The sequence below is a fragment of the Delftia sp. CH05 genome, assembly GCF_009827015.1.
In the GTDB taxonomy this organism is placed as follows: Bacteria; Pseudomonadota; Gammaproteobacteria; order Burkholderiales; family Burkholderiaceae_C; genus Comamonas; species Comamonas tsuruhatensis.
On sequence record NZ_WUMG01000029.1, the window covers coordinates 32,227 to 49,118 of the forward strand.

General features: G+C 65.7%; 16 protein-coding genes. 8 read left to right on the top strand and 8 right to left on the bottom strand.

Annotated features, from left to right (window positions below; translation table 11 throughout):
* Positions 1 to 8: 8 nt before the first annotated feature.
* From GRX31_RS20195 to GRX31_RS20220, 6 genes are all read right to left on the bottom strand, one after another.
* A complete protein-coding gene (locus GRX31_RS20195) occupies positions 9 to 308 on the bottom strand; it encodes an FAD assembly factor SdhE (RefSeq protein WP_012204343.1) in 300 nt (99 codons plus the stop codon).
* Positions 308 to 1,012: a succinate dehydrogenase iron-sulfur subunit gene (locus GRX31_RS20200; RefSeq protein WP_012204344.1), complete on the bottom strand. Its 705-nt coding sequence runs from the start codon at positions 1,010 to 1,012 to the stop codon at positions 308 to 310. Before GRX31_RS20200 ends, GRX31_RS20195 begins: the two co-directional genes overlap by 1 nt.
* 27 nt (positions 1,013 to 1,039) lie before the next feature.
* On the bottom strand, positions 1,040 to 2,845 hold the full coding sequence (sdhA, locus tag GRX31_RS20205) for a succinate dehydrogenase flavoprotein subunit (protein WP_016450199.1): 1,806 nt from the start codon (positions 2,843 to 2,845) through the stop codon (positions 1,040 to 1,042).
* A 33-nt stretch (positions 2,846 to 2,878) separates the two neighbouring features.
* Entirely contained in the window at positions 2,879 to 3,244 is a 366-nt protein-coding gene (gene sdhD / locus GRX31_RS20210) for a succinate dehydrogenase, hydrophobic membrane anchor protein (RefSeq protein ID WP_012204346.1), read from the bottom strand.
* Positions 3,245 to 3,279: 35 nt separating this feature from the next.
* A complete protein-coding gene (gene sdhC / locus GRX31_RS20215; protein WP_016450200.1) occupies positions 3,280 to 3,702 on the bottom strand; it encodes a succinate dehydrogenase, cytochrome b556 subunit in 423 nt (140 codons plus the stop codon).
* 134 nt (positions 3,703 to 3,836) lie between these two features.
* The gene (locus tag GRX31_RS20220) at positions 3,837 to 4,625 is read right to left on the bottom strand and encodes a GntR family transcriptional regulator (protein WP_016453929.1); all 789 of its coding nucleotides are present in this window, start codon (positions 4,623 to 4,625) and stop codon (positions 3,837 to 3,839) included.
* 218 nt (positions 4,626 to 4,843) lie between these two features.
* On the opposite strand from GRX31_RS20220, the gene GRX31_RS20225 reads away from it, so the two are divergent.
* From GRX31_RS20225 to acnB, 5 genes are all read left to right on the top strand, one after another.
* Positions 4,844 to 5,830 (top strand): malate dehydrogenase, encoded by a 987-nt coding sequence (locus GRX31_RS20225; RefSeq protein WP_012204349.1) that lies wholly within the window; start codon positions 4,844 to 4,846, stop codon positions 5,828 to 5,830.
* A gap of 14 nt (positions 5,831 to 5,844) precedes the next feature.
* The gene (tam, locus tag GRX31_RS20230; protein ID WP_013803434.1) at positions 5,845 to 6,651 is read left to right on the top strand and encodes a trans-aconitate 2-methyltransferase; all 807 of its coding nucleotides are present in this window, start codon (positions 5,845 to 5,847) and stop codon (positions 6,649 to 6,651) included.
* Complete coding sequence (locus GRX31_RS20235) at positions 6,648 to 7,667, top strand: HpcH/HpaI aldolase/citrate lyase family protein (protein WP_012204351.1); 1,020 nt, start codon at positions 6,648 to 6,650, stop codon at positions 7,665 to 7,667. Before tam ends, GRX31_RS20235 begins: the two co-directional genes overlap by 4 nt.
* 31 nt (positions 7,668 to 7,698) lie before the next feature.
* Positions 7,699 to 8,280 (top strand): hypothetical protein, encoded by a 582-nt coding sequence (locus tag GRX31_RS20240; RefSeq protein ID WP_016450203.1) that lies wholly within the window; start codon positions 7,699 to 7,701, stop codon positions 8,278 to 8,280.
* Positions 8,281 to 8,343: 63 nt separating this feature from the next.
* Entirely contained in the window at positions 8,344 to 10,935 is a 2,592-nt protein-coding gene (gene acnB / locus GRX31_RS20245) for a bifunctional aconitate hydratase 2/2-methylisocitrate dehydratase (RefSeq protein ID WP_016450204.1), read from the top strand.
* A gap of 76 nt (positions 10,936 to 11,011) precedes the next feature.
* Here the strand turns inward: acnB and GRX31_RS20250 are convergent, their stop codons facing one another.
* On the bottom strand, positions 11,012 to 11,830 hold the full coding sequence (locus GRX31_RS20250) for a helix-turn-helix domain-containing protein (protein WP_160854455.1): 819 nt from the start codon (positions 11,828 to 11,830) through the stop codon (positions 11,012 to 11,014).
* 131 nt (positions 11,831 to 11,961) lie between these two features.
* On the opposite strand from GRX31_RS20250, the gene GRX31_RS20255 reads away from it, so the two are divergent.
* The gene (locus tag GRX31_RS20255) at positions 11,962 to 12,384 is read left to right on the top strand and encodes a hypothetical protein (protein WP_160854457.1); all 423 of its coding nucleotides are present in this window, start codon (positions 11,962 to 11,964) and stop codon (positions 12,382 to 12,384) included.
* Positions 12,385 to 12,559: 175 nt separating this feature from the next.
* Here GRX31_RS20255 and GRX31_RS20260 read toward each other — a convergent pair whose 3' ends face one another.
* Positions 12,560 to 12,832, bottom strand: a complete 273-nt coding sequence (locus GRX31_RS20260) for a hypothetical protein (RefSeq protein WP_034368143.1) — start codon at positions 12,830 to 12,832, stop codon at positions 12,560 to 12,562.
* A 455-nt stretch (positions 12,833 to 13,287) separates the two neighbouring features.
* On the opposite strand from GRX31_RS20260, the gene GRX31_RS20265 reads away from it, so the two are divergent.
* Together GRX31_RS20265 and GRX31_RS20270 are read left to right on the top strand one after the other, a co-directional pair.
* Positions 13,288 to 13,707 (top strand): hypothetical protein, encoded by a 420-nt coding sequence (locus GRX31_RS20265; protein ID WP_160854459.1) that lies wholly within the window; start codon positions 13,288 to 13,290, stop codon positions 13,705 to 13,707.
* 177 nt (positions 13,708 to 13,884) lie between these two features.
* The gene (locus GRX31_RS20270; RefSeq protein WP_160854461.1) at positions 13,885 to 16,770 is read left to right on the top strand and encodes an aconitate hydratase; all 2,886 of its coding nucleotides are present in this window, start codon (positions 13,885 to 13,887) and stop codon (positions 16,768 to 16,770) included.
* Positions 16,771 to 16,892: the final 122 nt, after the last annotated feature.

Sequence of the window (16,892 nt, forward strand, 5' to 3'; positions counted from 1 at the left end):
TAGATTGCCTAGCCTACTAGCGGGAGAGAACCGGGCTTGCGCTTGCGCACCAGTTCCAGAACTTCCCTGATTTCTTGGGTATCGAGTTCACCTTCAGGCTCCTTGCGGCGCAAGAAGAGGTCCATCAGGTCGTTGTCTGCCAGGTCCATCAAGGCAGACAGACCGCTCGCGTGTCTCCGCGTGAGCTGGTCTCCGTAGGTGGCGAAGAACTGCGCGATGAACAGGTCGTTCTCGACCAGGCCGCGCCGGCAGCGCCAGCGCAGCAGGTCTCGCTCGCGTTCGTCGAGCAGAGTATTCGTCATGGTCATCAGATGGCCCGGCGGACCATCAGTTCCTTGATCTTGCCAATGGCCTGCGTGGGGTTCAGGTGCTTGGGGCACACGTCCACGCAGTTCATGATGGTGTGGCAACGGAAGAGGCGGTACGGATCTTCCAGGTTGTCAAGGCGGTCACCCGTGGCCTCGTCGCGGCTGTCCGCGATGAAGCGGTAGGCCTGCAGCAGGCCGGCCGGGCCCACGAACTTGTCGGGGTTCCACCAGAAGCTGGGGCAGCTGGTGGAGCAGCTGGCGCACAGAATGCACTCGTACAGGCCGTTGAGCTCTTCGCGCTCTTCAGGCGACTGCAGGCGTTCCTTGGTGGGAGACGCGAAGCTGTCGTTCTGCAGGTACGGCTTGATCGAGTGGTACTGCTTGAAGAACTGCGTCATGTCCACGATCAGGTCGCGGATCACGGGCAGGCCGGGCAGGGGCTTGAGAACGATGTCGCCCTGCAGGGTCTTCATGTTCGTCAGGCAGGCCAGGCCGTTCTTGCCATTGATGTTCATCGCGTCCGAGCCGCACACGCCTTCGCGGCAGGAGCGGCGGAACGAGATGGAGGGGTCCATCTCCTTGAGCTTGACCAGGGCGTCCAGCAGCATGCGCTCGTGGCCGTCCAGCTCGACCTCGACGGTCTGCATGTAGGGCTTGGCATCCTTGTCCGGGTCGTAGCGGTAGATCTTGAAAGTGCGCTTCATTTGTCTGTTCTCTCGTGGGCTGCTGGATTAGAACGTGCGGACCTTGGGCGGCACGCTGTCCACCGTGAGGGGCTTCAGGTTCACGGGCTTGTAGTCCAGGCTGTTGGTGGCGCTGTACCACAGGGTGTGCTTGAGCCATTCCTTGTCATTGCGGCCCAGCGGGAACTCGGCGTGGTCGGCAGGATGCTCGTAGTCGTACACGGTGTGGGCGCCGCGGCATTCGTGGCGGGCAGCGGCCGAGATCATGGTGGCCTGGGCCACTTCGATCAGGTTGTCCACTTCCAGCGCTTCCATGCGGGCGGTATTCCAGACCTTGGACTTGTCCTTGAGAGTCACGGAGCCCACGCGTTCGCGGATGGCGTTGATCTTGACTTCGCCTTCGTCCATGCTCTTTTGCGTGCGGAACACGCCGGCATGCTGCTGCATGGTGGCGCGGATGTCGCCAGCCAGGTCCTGGGCGTAAGTGCCTTCCTTGGAGTCGTCGAGCTGGTTCAGGCGCGTGAGCGTGCGCTCGGAGCCATCGGCCGGCACGGGCTTGTGGTCGCCGAAGCCGTTGACGAACTGCACGATGTGCTTGCCGGCCGACTTGCCGAAGACCAGCAGGTCCAGCAGCGAGTTCGTGCCCAGGCGGTTGGCGCCGTGCACCGACACGCACGAGCATTCGCCCACGGCATACAGGCCATTGACCACGTTGTTCTGCTGGCCGTCCCACACCACGACCTGGCCGTTGATGTTGGTGGGAATGCCGCCCATCTGGTAGTGGATGGTGGGCACCACGGGAATCGGTTCCTTGGTGATGTCCACGTTGGCGAAGTTGTGGCCGATCTCTTCCACCGAAGGCAGGCGCTTGCGGATGGTATCGGCGCCCAGGTGGTCCAGCTTCATCAGGATGTAGTCCTTGTTGGGACCACAGCCACGGCCTTCCTTGATTTCCTGGTCCATGGAGCGGGACACGAAGTCGCGCGGTGCCAGATCCTTCAGCGTGGGAGCGTAGCGCTCCATGAAGCGTTCGCCTTCGCTGTTGAGCAGGATGGCGCCTTCGCCGCGGCAGCCTTCGGTCAGCAGCACGCCCGCGCCGGCCACGCCGGTGGGGTGGAACTGCCAGAACTCCATGTCCTGCAGCGGGATGCCTGCGCGTGCAGCCATGCCCAGGCCGTCGCCGGTGTTGATGAAGGCATTGGTCGATGCCTGGAAGATGCGGCCAGCGCCACCCGTGGCCAGCAGCACGGCCTTGGCGTGCAGCTCGTACAGGTCGCCGGTTTCCAGTTCGATGGCGGTCACGCCGACCACGTCGCCCTGGGTATTGCGGATCAGGTCCAGCGCCATCCACTCCACGAAGAAGTTGGTCTTGGACTTGACGTTCTGCTGGTACAGCGTGTGCAGCATGGCGTGGCCGGTACGGTCGGCCGCGGCGCAGGCGCGCTGCACGGGCTTTTCACCGTAGTTGGCCGTGTGGCCGCCGAAGGGGCGCTGGTAGATGGTGCCGTCGGGGTTGCGGTCGAACGGCATGCCGAAGTGTTCCAGCTCGATCACGACGTTGGGCGCTTCGCGGCACATGAACTCGATCGCATCCTGGTCGCCGAGCCAGTCGGAGCCCTTGATGGTGTCGTAGAAGTGGTAGTGCCAGTTGTCCTCGCTCATGTTGCCCAGCGAAGCGGACACGCCGCCTTGCGCGGCCACGGTGTGCGAGCGCGTGGGGAAGACCTTGGACAGCGAGGCCACGGACAGGCCGGCGCGCGACAGTTCCAGCGCGGCACGCAGGCCGGAGCCGCCAGCGCCGACGATGACGACGTCAAACTTGCGCTTGGTGATGTTTGCTTTGGAGTAGCTCATTCTTAACCTTCAATCGTGGAGACCGAGTCTCTATCAGATACGCCACAGGATCTGGATGCCCCAGCCGGCGCAGCCGACGAGCCAGACCAGGGTGAAAACGTTCAGCACCAGGCGCAGGCCCACGGGCTTGACGTAGTCCATCCAGATGTCGCGCACGCCGACCCAGACGTGCCAGGCCAGCGAGACGATCACGGCGAAGGTCAGGAACTTCATCCACTGCGGGGCAAAGATGCCGGCCCACAGGTCATAGCCGACGGAGCCGGTGCTGAAGATCAGCTTGGCCAGCAGCACGATGGTGAACAGTGCCATCAGCACGCCGGTGACGCGCTGCACCATCCAGTCGCGGATGCCGTAGTGCGCACCGACCACGGTGCGCTTGGAGCCGTAATTCACGGACATGGTTCTTTTTCCTTATCGTGAGGGGAGATCGTCTATCAGTACAGGCCGAACAGCTTGGCGCCCAGGATCAGGGTCAGGCCCACGCTCAGCACCAGCACCACCAGGGCGGAGGTCTTGCCGAACTGCTTGTTGACCGCATGGTGGTTCACGTCCATGAACAGGTGGCGCAGGCCGGCGCAGAAGTGGTGCAGGTAGGCCCAGATCAATGCCAGGCACACGAGCTTGAGGAACCATCCGAAGGGACCCGCGAAAACCGAGGTGAAGCCGTCGAAGGAGATCTCCGAGGTCAGCGACATGTCCATCATCCACAGGATGAAAGGCAGCAGGATGAACATCAGCAGGCCGCTGATGCGGTGCAGGATGGACACGATGCCGGCCGGCGGCAACCGGTAGGTGGGGAGGTCCTTGAAGAAGTTGATGTTGCGGAACTCTGGCCGCTTTTTGGCTTGCTCAGTCATGGCAGGGTACTTTCGTGGATGTAACTGCTTCGTAATCGCTCAGGGGCGGCGATGCAAAATTCTATTGCAATGCAATAAAAACAGCTTTGCTGGGAATTGCGTATTTTCGCCCGCTTCTCTGGGGAACGGATCGTTCAGCTCAACGCGTTGCGGTAGTGATGGGTGTCGGTGCGGTACAGGCCACGGCGTAACTCCATGGGAACATCGTTGTATGTGTAAGCGGTGCGCTCCACGCTCAGCAGGGGCGTGGTGCTGGGCACGTCCAGCAGCAGGGCCTGTTCGGCCTCGGGCAGGACGGCGCGGATCTTTTCGTCGGCGCGCACCATGCGCACGCCGTAGTCCAGCTCGAACATGGCGTAGGTGGGGCCCTGGTAGGCGGACATCTGCTCGGCGGTCAGGCCCTTGAAGGCGTGGCCCGGCAGCCAGATGTCTTCCAAAATGGTCGGGATTGCGGAGAACGACAGCACGCGGCGCACGTGCATCACGGCATCGCCGCTGCGCAGCGCCAGGCCGCGCGCCACGTCGGCCGATGCGCGCAGGCGCCGGCAGTCGATGATGCGGCGCTCGGCACGGCCCTCGCCCTGCTGGTCGCCGGCGTCGGGCTGCAGCTTGAGGAAGCGGTACTGCACATGCTGGGCCGCGTGGGTGGCCACGAAGGTGCCCTTGCCCTGGCGGCGCATCACCAGGTTTTCCGCGGCCAGCTCGTCGATGGCCTTGCGCACCGTGCCCTGGCTCACGCGAAAGCGCGCGGCCAGCTCCATCTCGCTGGGAATCAGTTCGCCGGGCCGCCATTCGCCCGCTTCCAGGCTTTGCAGTATCAGTCCCTTGATCTGCTGATACAAAGGGCTGAAGGCCGGGGTCGATGCGCCCGCGCCGATGGTGGGAGCGGCGTTGTCTGAGGCGAGGGGAGGCAGGACTGGCATGGAAAAGTTCGGGGTGGGGAGGCTCCCGGCGACGCAGATGAAAGACTTGGAAACAGACGTCGATCATATCTTATATAAGACATAAGACAAATTGACCGGGCTTCGAAATCGGGAGTACACTTTCGCGTTGTTTGCGGAGCACGGGCTGCTGGTTTCTGACGCTGGTGCGACCTGGCGCCGATAACACCTGATTTTTTCCCCATCCCTGGAGTTTCATCATGAGCAAGAAGCCCGTTCGTGTCGCCGTCACCGGTGCCGCCGGTCAAATTGGTTACGCCCTGCTGTTTCGCATCGCCTCCGGCGAAATGCTGGGTAAGGACCAGCCCGTCATTCTGCAACTGCTGGAGATTCCCGACGAGAAGGCCCAGAACGCGCTCAAGGGCGTGATCATGGAACTCGAAGACTGCGCCTTCCCCCTGCTGGCCGGCATCGAAGCCCACTCCGACCCCCTGCAAGCCTTCAAGGACACCGACTACGCCCTGCTGGTCGGCGCGCGTCCCCGCGGCCCCGGCATGGAACGTGCCGACCTGCTGGCTGCCAACGCACAGATCTTCACGGCCCAGGGCAAGGCGCTGAACGCCGTGGCCTCGCGCAACGTGAAGGTGCTGGTCGTCGGCAACCCCGCCAACACCAACGCCTACATCGCCATGAAGTCGGCTCCGGACCTGCCGGCCAAGAACTTCACCGCCATGCTGCGCCTGGACCACAACCGCGCTGCATCGCAGCTGGCTGCCAAGGCCGGCTTCAAGGTGGGCGACATCCGCAAGCTGACCGTCTGGGGCAACCACTCGCCCACGATGTACGCCGACTACCGCTTCGCCACCGTCAACGGTGAAAGCGTCAAGGCCAAGATCAACGACCAGGCCTGGAACAAGGACGTGTTCCTGCCCACCGTCGGCAAGCGTGGCGCCGCCATCATTGCAGCGCGCGGCCTGTCCTCGGCTGCCTCGGCTGCCAACGCCGCCATCGACCACATGCGCGACTGGGCCCTGGGCTCGGGTGGCGAATGGGTCACCATGGGCGTGCCCTCCAACGGCGAATACGGCATCCCCGCCGGTATCGTCTTCGGCTTCCCGGTCACCACCGAGAACGGCGAGTACAAGATCGTCGAAGGCCTGGAAATCGACGCCTTCTCGCAAGAGTGCATCGACAAGACCCTGGCCGAGCTGCAAGGCGAACAGGACGGCGTCAAGCACCTGCTGTAAGCCGCCGGCAAGCCATGCTCGACTGGAATCCCGCGCTTTACCTGCGTTTCGCCAATGAGCGTACGCGCCCCGCAGCCGAGCTGCTGGCGCGTGTGCCCTTGGCCCAGGCCCGCCATGTGGTGGACCTGGGATGCGGGCCGGGCAATTCCACCGAGCTGCTTGCACAGCGCTATGCCGGTGCCACGATCACCGGCATAGACAACTCCCAGGCGATGCTGGCCACCGCGCGCCAGCATCTGCCTGAGGCCCGCTTCGCGCTGGCCGACATTGCTTCCTGGACGCCCGCCCCCGGCGAGAGCGCTCCCGACCTGATTTATGCCAATGCCTCCCTCCAGTGGGTGGGGGAGCATGAAACGCTGATACCCCGCCTGTTCGCCCAACTGGCGCCAGGGGGCGTGCTGGCGATACAGATGCCCGACAACCGGCAGGAAGCCACGCACCGCGTGATGCGCGAGATTGCCAGCCTGCCCAAGTTTGCCGCCTACATCGGCGATGCCGCCAAGGTGCGGGCCGACATCCTGCCCATCCGCAGCTACTACGACCTGTTGGCCGGCCCGCAGGAGCAGGCCGGCGTCGAGGCCGGCGCCGTCGATGTCTGGCACACCGTCTACCAGCATCCCATGGACTCGGCCGGCGCCATCGTCCAGTGGCTGCGCGGCACCGGCCTCAAGCCCTTCGTCGAAGGCCTGCCCGAAGCCCTGCAGGCCGACTTCCTCACCGAATACGAAAACCGCGTGGACGCCGCCTACGGCGTGCGCGCCGACGGCCGGCGCCTGCTGGCTTTTCCCCGCCTGTTCATCGTCGCCCAGCGCAAGCCATGACCGCCGCCACGTCCACACCCTCTCGCGCACACCCGGCCCAGGTGCTGCTCGATGCGCAGGGCGGTGCCCTGCACCTGCCCGTCTGCGACCACTACAGCGGCGTGGAAGTGCGCATGCGCAAGAGCCTGCAGCTGCAGGCCGAGATGATGGCCGAGTTCGGCACCTGCGTGTTCGACGTCACGCTGGACTGCGAGGACGGTGCCCCCGTGGGCCAGGAGGCCGCCCATGCGCGCCTGGTGGCCTCGCTGGCGCGCGATGCCGCGCCCGGTGCCCGCGTGGCTGCGCGCGTGCATGCCGTGGACCACGCCAGCTTCGCGCAGGACCTGGACATCATCGTCGGCGAGGCCGGCGACCGCCTGTGCCACCTCATGCTGCCCAAGGTGGAAAGCGTGGACGACGTGCTGCTGGCCGAGCGGCATCTGGGCCGACTGGGCTGCCGCGAACTGCCGCTGCATGTGCTCATCGAGTCGCCCGCCGCCGTGCACCGTGCCTTCGACATCGCCGCACACCCGCGCGTGCAGAGCATTTCCTTCGGCCTGATGGACTTCGTCTCGGCCCATGGCGGCGCGATTCCCGCCTCGGCCATGGGCTCGGCCGGCCAGTTCGACCATCCGCTGGTCGTGCGTGCCAAGCTGGAGATCGCAGCTGCCTGCCACGCGCACGGAAAGGTGCCTTCGCACTGCGTGGTCACCGAGTTCAGGAACCCACAGGCGCTGCAGGCCGCTGCCACACAGGCGTCACGGCGGCTCGGCTATACCCGCATGTGGAGCATCCACCCGGACCAGATCCGTCCCATCCTCGCCGCGTTCGCGCCCCAGGCCGACGAAGTGGCGCAGGCCGCACAAATACTTACCGCCGCCGAGGCCGCCGACTGGGCGCCCGTCAGCGTGGATGGTGTATTACATGACCGGGCGAGCTACCGCTATTTCTGGCAGTTGCTCACACGTGCCCACCAGACCGGCCAGGCGCTGCCCCCGCAGGTGCAGCCCTGGTTTGCATCAGAATCACTTGCTTAGCCCACACCGGGAATTTGCAGGAGCCCAACGTATGAAGACAGCTATCGCCTCCATCCTGATCGCAGCCCCCTTGCTTGCCATGGGCCTGGGCGCCAGCGCCGCCGAACCTGCCAAGAAGGCTCCGGCCAAGGCCGCCGCCAAGCCTGCGGTCAAGAAGGCTCCCGCCAAGAAGGCCACCGCGGCCAAGGCCGCTGCCGGCGCTGCCGCAGTCGGCGGTGCGGCGGCCGTGGCAGCTGCTGCCCAGCAGCCGCTGTCCGCCGAAGACCTGGCCATCTCGGAGCGCGTGCACACCGGCCGCATTCCCTGCGAGCTGGGCGCCTTCGTCAATGTGACGGCCGACCAGTCCAACCCCGGCTACTTCAACATCGACGGCAAGGGCTTCAAGTACCACATGGCGCCCGTCAAGACCTCGACCGGCACCGTGCGCCTGGAAGACAAGCATGCCGGCGCCGTCTGGCTGCAGATCGCCAACAAGTCCATGCTCATGAACCAGAAGGTCGGCCAGCGCCTGGCCGACGAATGCATGAGCCCTGACCAGCTTCAGGTGGCCGAGGCCATCAAGAAGAACCCGCCTCCCAGCCTGCTGGAAGCACCCAAGCCCGCCGGCCAGTAATCCAGGCCCGGACCTGAGCGTCCCGCAAGCAGCCCCACTTTAGAAAACCATGGAGAGAGAATCATGTTGAAAGCCTACCGTGACCACGTGGCCGAACGCGCCGCGCTCGGTATCCCCCCGCTGCCGCTGGATGCCAAGCAGGTTGCCGAACTGATCGAGCTGATCAAGAACCCGCCCGCTGGCGAGGACGCCTTCCTGCTCGACCTGCTCACGCACCGCGTTCCTCCGGGCGTGGACGATGCCGCCAAGGTCAAGGCCAGCTTCCTGGCGGCCGTGGCCCACGGTGACATCCAGGTGGCTCTCATCTCCAAGGCCAAGGCCACCGAGCTGCTGGGCACCATGGTGGGCGGCTACAACGTGCACCCCCTGATCGAGCTGCTGGACGATGCCGAAGTCGCCGGCGTCGCTGCCGACGCGCTGAAGAAGACGCTGCTGATGTTCGACTTCTTCAACGACGTGGCCACCAAGGCCAAGGCCGGCAACGCCAAGGCCCAGGAAGTCATGCAGAGCTGGGCCGACGCCGAGTGGTTCACCTCGCGCCCCGAAGTGGACAAGAAGATCACCGTCACCGTCTTCAAGGTGCCCGGCGAGACCAACACCGACGACCTGTCGCCTGCACCCGATGCCTGGAGCCGTCCGGACATCCCGCTGCACTACCTGGCCATGCTCAAGAACACCCGTCCCGACGCGGCCTTCAAGCCCGAAGAAGACGGCAAGCGCGGCCCGATGCAGTTCATCGACGACCTCAAGAAGAAGGGCCACCTGGTCGCCTACGTGGGCGACGTGGTCGGCACCGGCTCCTCGCGCAAGTCGGCCACCAACTCCATCGTCTGGGCCACGGGCCAGGACATCCCCTTCGTGCCCAACAAGCGCTTCGGCGGCGTGACCCTGGGCGGCAAGATCGCCCCCATCTTCTTCAACACGCAGGAAGACTCCGGCTCGCTGCCCATCGAAGTGGACGTCTCCAAGCTGGAGATGGGCGACGTCATCGACGTGCTGCCCTATGACGGCAAGCTGGTCAAGAACGGCGAGACCGTCGCCGAGTTCCAGCTCAAGAGCGACGTGCTGTTCGACGAAGTGCGCGCCGGCGGCCGCATCAACCTGATCATCGGCCGTTCGCTGACCGCCAAGGCCCGCGAATTCCTGGGCCTGTCTGCCTCCACCGTGTTCCGTCTGCCCCAGGCGCCCGCTGCTTCGAACGCCGGCTTCACGCTGGCCCAGAAGATGGTCGGCCGCGCCGTCGGCCTGCCGGAAGGCCAGGGCGTGCGCCCCGGTACCTACTGCGAGCCGCGCATGACCACCGTGGGTTCGCAGGACACCACCGGCCCCATGACCCGCGACGAGCTCAAGGACCTGGCCTGCCTGGGCTTCTCGGCCGACATGGTCATGCAGTCCTTCTGCCACACGGCCGCCTACCCCAAGCCCGTGGACGTCAAGACCCACCGCGAGCTGCCCGCCTTCATCAGCAACCGCGGCGGCGTGGCCCTGCGTCCCGGTGACGGCGTGATCCACTCCTGGCTCAACCGCTTGCTGCTGCCCGACACCGTGGGCACGGGCGGCGACTCGCACACGCGCTTCCCCATCGGCATCTCCTTCCCTGCAGGTTCCGGCCTGGTGGCCTTCGGCGCCGCCACGGGCGTGATGCCCCTGGACATGCCCGAGTCCGTGCTCGTGCGCTTCAAGGGCGAAATGCAGCCCGGCGTCACCCTGCGTGACCTGGTGCATGCCATTCCCCTGTACGCCATCAAGGCAGGCGCGCTGACCGTGGCCAAGGCCGGCAAGAAGAACATCTTCTCGGGCCGCATCCTGGAAATCGAAGGCCTGCCCGACCTCAAGGTGGAACAGGCCTTCGAGCTGTCCGACGCCTCGGCCGAGCGCTCGGCTGCCGGCTGCACGATCAAGCTCAACCCCGAGCCGATCAAGGAGTACCTGACCTCGAACATCGTTCTGATGAAGAACATGATCGCCGACGGCTACGCCGACGCCAAGACGCTGCAGCGCCGCATCGAGAAGGTCGAAGCCTGGCTGGCCAAGCCCGACCTGCTCGAAGCCGACAAGGACGCCGAATACGCTGCCGTGTTCGAGATCGACCTGGCCGACATCAAGGAACCCATCGTCTGCTGCCCCAACGATCCCGATGACGCCAAGTTCCTGTCCGAAGTGGCCGGCACCAAGATCGATGAAGCCTTCATCGGTTCGTGCATGACCAACATCGGCCACTTCCGCGCAGCAGCCAAGCTGCTGGGCGGCCAGCGCGACATCCCCGTCAAGCTGTGGGTGGCTCCGCCCACCAAGATGGACCAGAACGAGCTGATCAAGGAAGGCCACTACGCCGCCTTCGGCACGGCCGGTGCCCGCACCGAAATGCCGGGCTGCTCGCTGTGCATGGGCAACCAGGCCCAGGTCCGCGAAGGCGCGACGGTGATCTCCACCTCGACCCGCAACTTCCCCAACCGCCTGGGCAAGAACACCAACGTGTTCCTGGGCTCGGCCGAGCTGGCCGCCATCGCATCGCGCCTGGGCAAGCTGCCCACCAAGGAGGAATACCTCAAGGAAATGGGCGTGATCGATGCCGACAAGTCCAGCGTCTACCGCTACATGAACTTCGACCAGATCGAAGAGTACGCGGACGTGGCCAAGGGCGTGAGCGCCTGAGTCCGGCCTGATCCGGCTCCATGAGCAAAGCCCGCTTCGGCGGGCTTTGCTGCTTTCTGGCTCTGTACTTTCCAGTTTACGCAGCCTGCCTCAACCGCCCCAGCACCTCCTGCGTCTGCGCATCCGCCGGAAAGAACGACTCCACGGCCAGCTCCTGCAGCGTCACATCCACCGGCGTGCCGAAGATGGTGATGGTGCTGATGAAGTTCAGCCGGCCATGGTCGGTGTCCAGCGCGAAGGGCACGGCAATGTGGCTGGCAGGTGCTGCGCCATGTGAGTCCGCTTCATCTTCCTTGAACGGGTAGGCGGCAATCTCGTCGTGCAGCGCCTGCAACTGCACATCCGACGTGGCGGCAATCTGCTGCTGCAGGCGGTGCAGCAGATGCGCGCGCCAATGGGCTGCATTGGCCAGGCGCGGGCCCAGGCCTTCGGGGTGCAGGCTCAGGCGCAGCACATTGACGGGCGGCTCCAGCAGCCAGGGCGCCACGCCGGCCAGCAGCAGCGGCACGATGGCGTTGGCGGCCACCAGGTTCCAGTGCCGGTCCACGGCCAGGGCCGGATTGGGTTCGTGGCCCTTGAGCACCAGGCCCACGGCCTGGCGCGCGGCGGCCAGATCCGGGTGGTCCAGCGGCCGGGCCTGGTACATGGGCGCATAGCCTGCGGCCACCAGCAGCGCGTTGCGCTCGCGCAGCGGCACGCCCAGGCGCTCCACCAGGCGCAGCACCATCTCGCGGCTGGGCTGGGCGCGGCCGGTTTCCACATAGCTCAGGTGGCGCGTGGAGATCTCGGCCTCCAGCGCCAGGCCCTGCTGGCTCAGGCGGCGGTGCTGGCGCCAGTGGCGCAGATGGTCGCCGAAGGGCGAGCGCGCGGACGGTGGATGGGCGGTGGAGGTCATGGTCCGCATCGTAGCGGCGGGGCTGGCGTGGCGGCCATGACCTGCGAGGTTATCGACCCTGTGCAGCCTGCGGCGGACCATGCAGTCCATGGCATGCACGGTGTGTGCCTGTTGCTCTCAAGGAGTTCGCCATGTCGATGTTCGCTTCCCCCCGTTTCCTGCCCCGCGTGATGTGGGCCGATGCTGCTTCCTGCGCCGCCTCGGGCGCCTTGCAACTGGTGGCGGGGCTGCCGCTGGCGGATGTGACGGGGTTGCCTCTGGCGCTGCTGCAGTCCACAGGCTGGTTTTTGCTGGGCTATGCGCTGCTGGCTGCGTGGATGGCGGCGCGCTCGCCTGTGCCGCGGCGGTTGATCGGGCTGGTGGTTGTGGGGAATTTCGGGTGGGCTGTGGGCTGTGTTGCGCTGTTGGCGTTTGGTGGGTTGGGGTTGTCTGCCTGGGGGGTGGCGTGGGTGTTGGCTCAGGCGTTGGTGGTTGTGGTGTTGGCTGAGTTGCAGTGGACTGGGTTGCGGCGCACGCGCGATGTGGTTGGCGGTGCGCGTGTTGCCATGTCATGACTACAGCGGGCTTGTTTTGACCCTGCCGGGCCGTTGTTTTTCGAGGCCGGGTCTCGGCCCGGCAGCCGACTGCCCTTTCTTGATTCGCCAAGAAAGGTCAGATCAAAGAAGGCGGCCCGACGCAGGCGCTGGCATACGGGGAGCTGGTGCGGGCCTTTGCTGCGCTCGGCCGGGTTCAGGGGGCTGCGCTGCTTTTGACGTGGTGGGAGCAGCCCACGGCGACGACTTCGCCGCTGGTTTCGCTGGCCAGCATGTCGGCGCTGTTGCGGATGGTGCGCAGGGCGCTGGCGAGCACCTCCAGGCGGTTGCTGGTCTCGGGCGTTTCCAGCCACAGCAGGGCCATGCGGGAGAGTGCCGAGATCTCGGCACAGCCTTGCTGCACCAGGCGGTCCACCTCGGTCACGACCTGGGTGAAATGCTCGGCGCTTGGTGGGGGTCTGGGTGTCATGGCTCGGCTCTCCATGCAAGGTTGAGAGAGGCCGTGGAAAGGCAAACGTTGCGCATGCTTCCGTGCTCCTAGTCGAGGCTTGAGACCACCGGGTTGCGTTTTCAAGCGCAGGCAGGTGGGCGGGATGTTGAAAACACGAGACTAGTCGTGCGGGCAGCCTTGCGGTGAGCCCCATCCCGCCCGAAATCGCACAGACGTGGACAAGCGCCCACGAATACAGGATTCAGACGTGACAAAGCCTCGCTGACGGGGAGGCTGCACCGCTAGTCTTGGAAAAGGTGTTTTCAAGCACCGGCCCCGTGACAGGGGGCTGGTGCGGATTGTGGCATAGCGACTGGAGTTGCTCCAGCGGGGCTGGCATGACCTGGCAGGTCATGGACTCGGGGGCTGTGGCGGCGGAGCATCGGCAGGGCCGGCTTGCGAGGTGCATGCCCGGCAATCCACAAGGAGTGCTGATGCCGATGTTTTCCCATGCCCGTTTCCTGCCCCGCACCCTGTGGGCCGACTCCATCTGCTGCGCCGCCGCGGGTGCGGTGCAACTGGCCTTCGCGCAGCCACTGGCCGTTGTCACGGGGTTGCCGCAGGCGCTGCTGCTGGGCACGGGGTGCTTCTTGCTGGCCTGGGCCTGCGTGGCTGGCTGGGGCGCGTGCCGCATGCCGCGCAGCCGGGGGCTGGTGGCCATTGCCGTGTTCGGCAACTTCGGCTGGGCCCTGGCCTGCGGGGTTGTGCTGTACAGCGGCGTGCTGGAGCCTGCGCCCGCAGGCTGGGCATGGGTGCTGGGCCAGGCGGCCATCGGCGTGGCGCTGGGCGATCTGCAGTGCGTGGGGTTGTGGCGCAGCAGGGCTTCGCTGGCCGGTTCGATGACAGCCCTGTGAAAGCCTGCCGCTTTTTCCGCGCGGACAGCGTTGTCCGCGTGTGACTATCGCCAATGGACCACAGCATCCGCGGGCACTTCTGGGCACAATGGAAATCAGAGTCTTGGTACATGCCCAGCAGCCCGGAAAAAGGCGGCGCGCATGTGCCTTCCCAGAGTTTCATCCAGGAGTCTCACGATGCGCCACGAATATGAAAACACCCTCAAGTCCTTTGCTGCGGCGGGGGGCAAGAAGGGCAAGTTCTTTTCCCTGCCTGAACTGGCAAGGCAATATCCACAGGTCCGGCGATTGCCCGTGTCGCTGCGCATCGTGCTGGAGTCCGTGCTGCGCAACTGCGATGGCAACAAGGTGACGCGCGAGCATGTGGAGCAGCTGGCGAACTGGAAGCCCCAGGCCGAGCGCGTGGACGAGATCCCCTTCGTGGTATCGCGCGTGGTGCTGCAGGATTTCACGGGCGTGCCGCTGCTGGCCGACCTGGCCGCCATGCGCAGCACGGCCGCCAGGCTGGGCAAGAAGCCCAAGTCCATCGAGCCGCTGGTGCCCGTGGACCTGGTGGTGGACCACTCCATCATGGTGGACTACTTCGGCACCAAGAAGGCGCTGGACCTGAACATGAAGCTGGAGTTCCAGCGCAACAAGGAGCGCTACCAGTTCATGAAGTGGGGCATGCAGGCCTTCGACACCTTCGGCGTGGTGCCGCCGGGCTTCGGCATCGTCCACCAGGTGAACCTGGAGTACCTGGCGCGCGGCGTGCACAAGACCAAGGACGGCGTGCACTACCCCGACACCCTGGTGGGCACGGACAGCCACACGACCATGATCAACGGCATCGGCGTGGTGGGCTGGGGCGTGGGCGGCATCGAGGCCGAGGCCGCCATGCTGGGCCAGCCCGTGTACTTCCTCACGCCCGATGTGGTGGGCTTCGAGCTGTCGGGCCAGCTGCGCGAGGGCGTGACGGCCACCGACCTGGTGCTGTCGGTGACCGAGATCCTGCGCCGCGAGAAGGTGGTGGGCAAGTTCGTGGAGTTCTTCGGCGAAGGCACGCGCACCCTGGCGCTGCCCGACCGCGCCACCATCGGCAACATGGCGCCCGAGTACGGCGCCACCATGGGCTTTTTCCCCGTCGATGAAAAGACCATCGACTACTTCAGGGGCACGGGCCGCAGCAAGGCCGAGATCGAGGCCTTCGAGGGCTATTTCCGCGCACAGGAACTGTTCGGCGTGCCGGCCGCCGGCGAGATCGACTACTCGCATGTGGTGCGCCTGGACCTGGGTACGGTGGCGCCCAGCCTGGCCGGACCCAAGCGCCCGCAGGACCGCATTGAGCTGGGCAATGTGTCGTCCAAGTTCGATGAGCTGTTCAGTGCCCCTGCGGCGCACAACGGGTTCAACCAGCCGATCGAACGGCTGGGCCGGAGCTTTCCCGTAGGCGGTGGCGGCGAGGGCGAGGTGGCTCCCGAGACGCCGGCACATCCGCCCGGCGCGCAGCGCTCGCTGGCCGAGATGGAGGCCAACAAGCCCAAGCTGGAGGCCGCTCACAGCGAGGCGCCGGTCGATGCCCCCACGCCGCCCAAGCGCCTGAGCATCGCCAACGGCGACGTGCTGATTGCCGCCATCACCAGCTGCACCAACACCTCCAACCCCAGCGTGATGCTGGCCGCCGGCCTGCTGGCCAAGAAGGCGGTGAAGGCCGGGCTCACGGTGCAGCCGCACATCAAGACCTCTCTGGCGCCGGGCTCGCGCGTGGTGACCGAGTATTTGACCGAAGCTGGCCTGTTGCCCTACCTGGAAAAGCTGGGCTTTGCGCTGGCCGGCTACGGCTGCACCACCTGCATCGGCAACGCGGGCGACCTCACGCCGGAGCTCAACGAGGCCATCACCAGCAACGACCTGGTCTGCGCGGCCGTGCTGTCGGGCAACCGCAACTTCGAGGCGCGCATCCACCCCAACATCAAGGCCAACTTCCTGGCCAGCCCGCCCCTGGTCGTGGCCTATGCCATTGCCGGCACGGTGCGCCGCGACCTGATGACCGAGCCCGTGGGCCAGGGCAAGAACGGCCGTGACATCTACCTGGGAGACATCTGGCCGACCAGCGAAGAGATCCACGCGCTGATGAAGTACGCCATGAACGGCAAGGCCTTCCGCGAGAACTACGAGAAGGTGCGCTCCGAGCCCGGCAAGCTCTGGGAAAAGATCCACGGCGTGACGGGCGCCACCTATACCTGGCCCGAGAGCACCTACATTGCCGAGCCGCCGTTCTTCGACGGCTTCCGGCTTGAGCTGGAAGCGCCCGCCGCCGGTGCTGCCGGCGCCGAAGGCTCCAACCCCTACGTGGTGCACGGCGCGCGCGTGATGGCGCTGTTCGGCGACTCCATCACCACCGACCACATCTCGCCGGCCGGCTCCATCAAGGAAAGCTCGCCCGCAGGCCAGTGGCTGCTGGCCCACGGCGTGCAAAAGGCCGACTTCAACAGCTACGGCTCGCGGCGCGGCAACCATGAGGTGATGATGCGCGGCACCTTTGCCAACGTGCGCATCAAGAACCTGATGATTCCGGCGCAGGCCGATGGCTCGCGCGAGGAGGGCGGCCTGACGCTGTACCGCGACGGCACGGGCCAGGTCACCAAGATGCCCATCTACGACGCGGCCATGAAGTACCAGGCCGAAGGCCGTGCCACCGTGATCTTCGCGGGCGAGGAATACGGCACGGGATCGAGCCGCGACTGGGCCGCCAAGGGCACGCAGCTGCTGGGCATCAAGGCCGTGGTGGCGCGCAGCTTCGAGCGCATCCACCGCTCCAACCTGGTGGGCATGGGCGTGCTGCCGCTGCAGTTCCTGGGCACGGACAGCTGGCAGACCCTGGGCCTGACGGGCGAGGAGTTCGTGGAAGTGATTCCCGCCGCCGACCTGGCACCGCAAAGCGAGGCCCAGCTGGTGATCACGCGTGCCGATGGCAGCAAGCAGACCGTGGTGGTCAAGCTGCGCATCGACACGCCCATCGAGGTGGACTACTACCGGCACGGCGGCATCCTGCCGTACGTTCTCAGGCAGCTCCTGGAATGAAGTTGGAAACCCCCTGAGCCGCTATGCGGCTTCCCCCTGGAAGGGGGACGACATCCTGGCAGCGGGGCGGCCCTTGCTCGGTGTCCCTCGCTTCTGGGTCACGCCAGTTTTGGACAGAGTGA

Coding starts and splice junctions, on each gene's coding strand:
- GRX31_RS20195 (WP_012204343.1), bottom strand. CDS start 308: ATGACCATGACGAATACTCTGCTCGACGAACGCGAGCGAGACCTGCTG.
- GRX31_RS20200 (WP_012204344.1), bottom strand. CDS start 1,012: ATGAAGCGCACTTTCAAGATCTACCGCTACGACCCGGACAAGGATGCC.
- sdhA (WP_016450199.1), bottom strand. CDS start 2,845: ATGAGCTACTCCAAAGCAAACATCACCAAGCGCAAGTTTGACGTCGTC.
- sdhD (WP_012204346.1), bottom strand. CDS start 3,244: ATGTCCGTGAATTACGGCTCCAAGCGCACCGTGGTCGGTGCGCACTAC.
- sdhC (WP_016450200.1), bottom strand. CDS start 3,702: ATGACTGAGCAAGCCAAAAAGCGGCCAGAGTTCCGCAACATCAACTTC.
- GRX31_RS20220 (WP_016453929.1), bottom strand. CDS start 4,625: ATGCCAGTCCTGCCTCCCCTCGCCTCAGACAACGCCGCTCCCACCATC.
- GRX31_RS20225 (WP_012204349.1), top strand. CDS start 4,844: ATGAGCAAGAAGCCCGTTCGTGTCGCCGTCACCGGTGCCGCCGGTCAA.
- tam (WP_013803434.1), top strand. CDS start 5,845: ATGCTCGACTGGAATCCCGCGCTTTACCTGCGTTTCGCCAATGAGCGT.
- GRX31_RS20235 (WP_012204351.1), top strand. CDS start 6,648: ATGACCGCCGCCACGTCCACACCCTCTCGCGCACACCCGGCCCAGGTG.
- GRX31_RS20240 (WP_016450203.1), top strand. CDS start 7,699: ATGAAGACAGCTATCGCCTCCATCCTGATCGCAGCCCCCTTGCTTGCC.
- acnB (WP_016450204.1), top strand. CDS start 8,344: ATGTTGAAAGCCTACCGTGACCACGTGGCCGAACGCGCCGCGCTCGGT.
- GRX31_RS20250 (WP_160854455.1), bottom strand. CDS start 11,830: ATGACCTCCACCGCCCATCCACCGTCCGCGCGCTCGCCCTTCGGCGAC.
- GRX31_RS20255 (WP_160854457.1), top strand. CDS start 11,962: ATGTCGATGTTCGCTTCCCCCCGTTTCCTGCCCCGCGTGATGTGGGCC.
- GRX31_RS20260 (WP_034368143.1), bottom strand. CDS start 12,832: ATGACACCCAGACCCCCACCAAGCGCCGAGCATTTCACCCAGGTCGTG.
- GRX31_RS20265 (WP_160854459.1), top strand. CDS start 13,288: ATGCCGATGTTTTCCCATGCCCGTTTCCTGCCCCGCACCCTGTGGGCC.
- GRX31_RS20270 (WP_160854461.1), top strand. CDS start 13,885: ATGCGCCACGAATATGAAAACACCCTCAAGTCCTTTGCTGCGGCGGGG.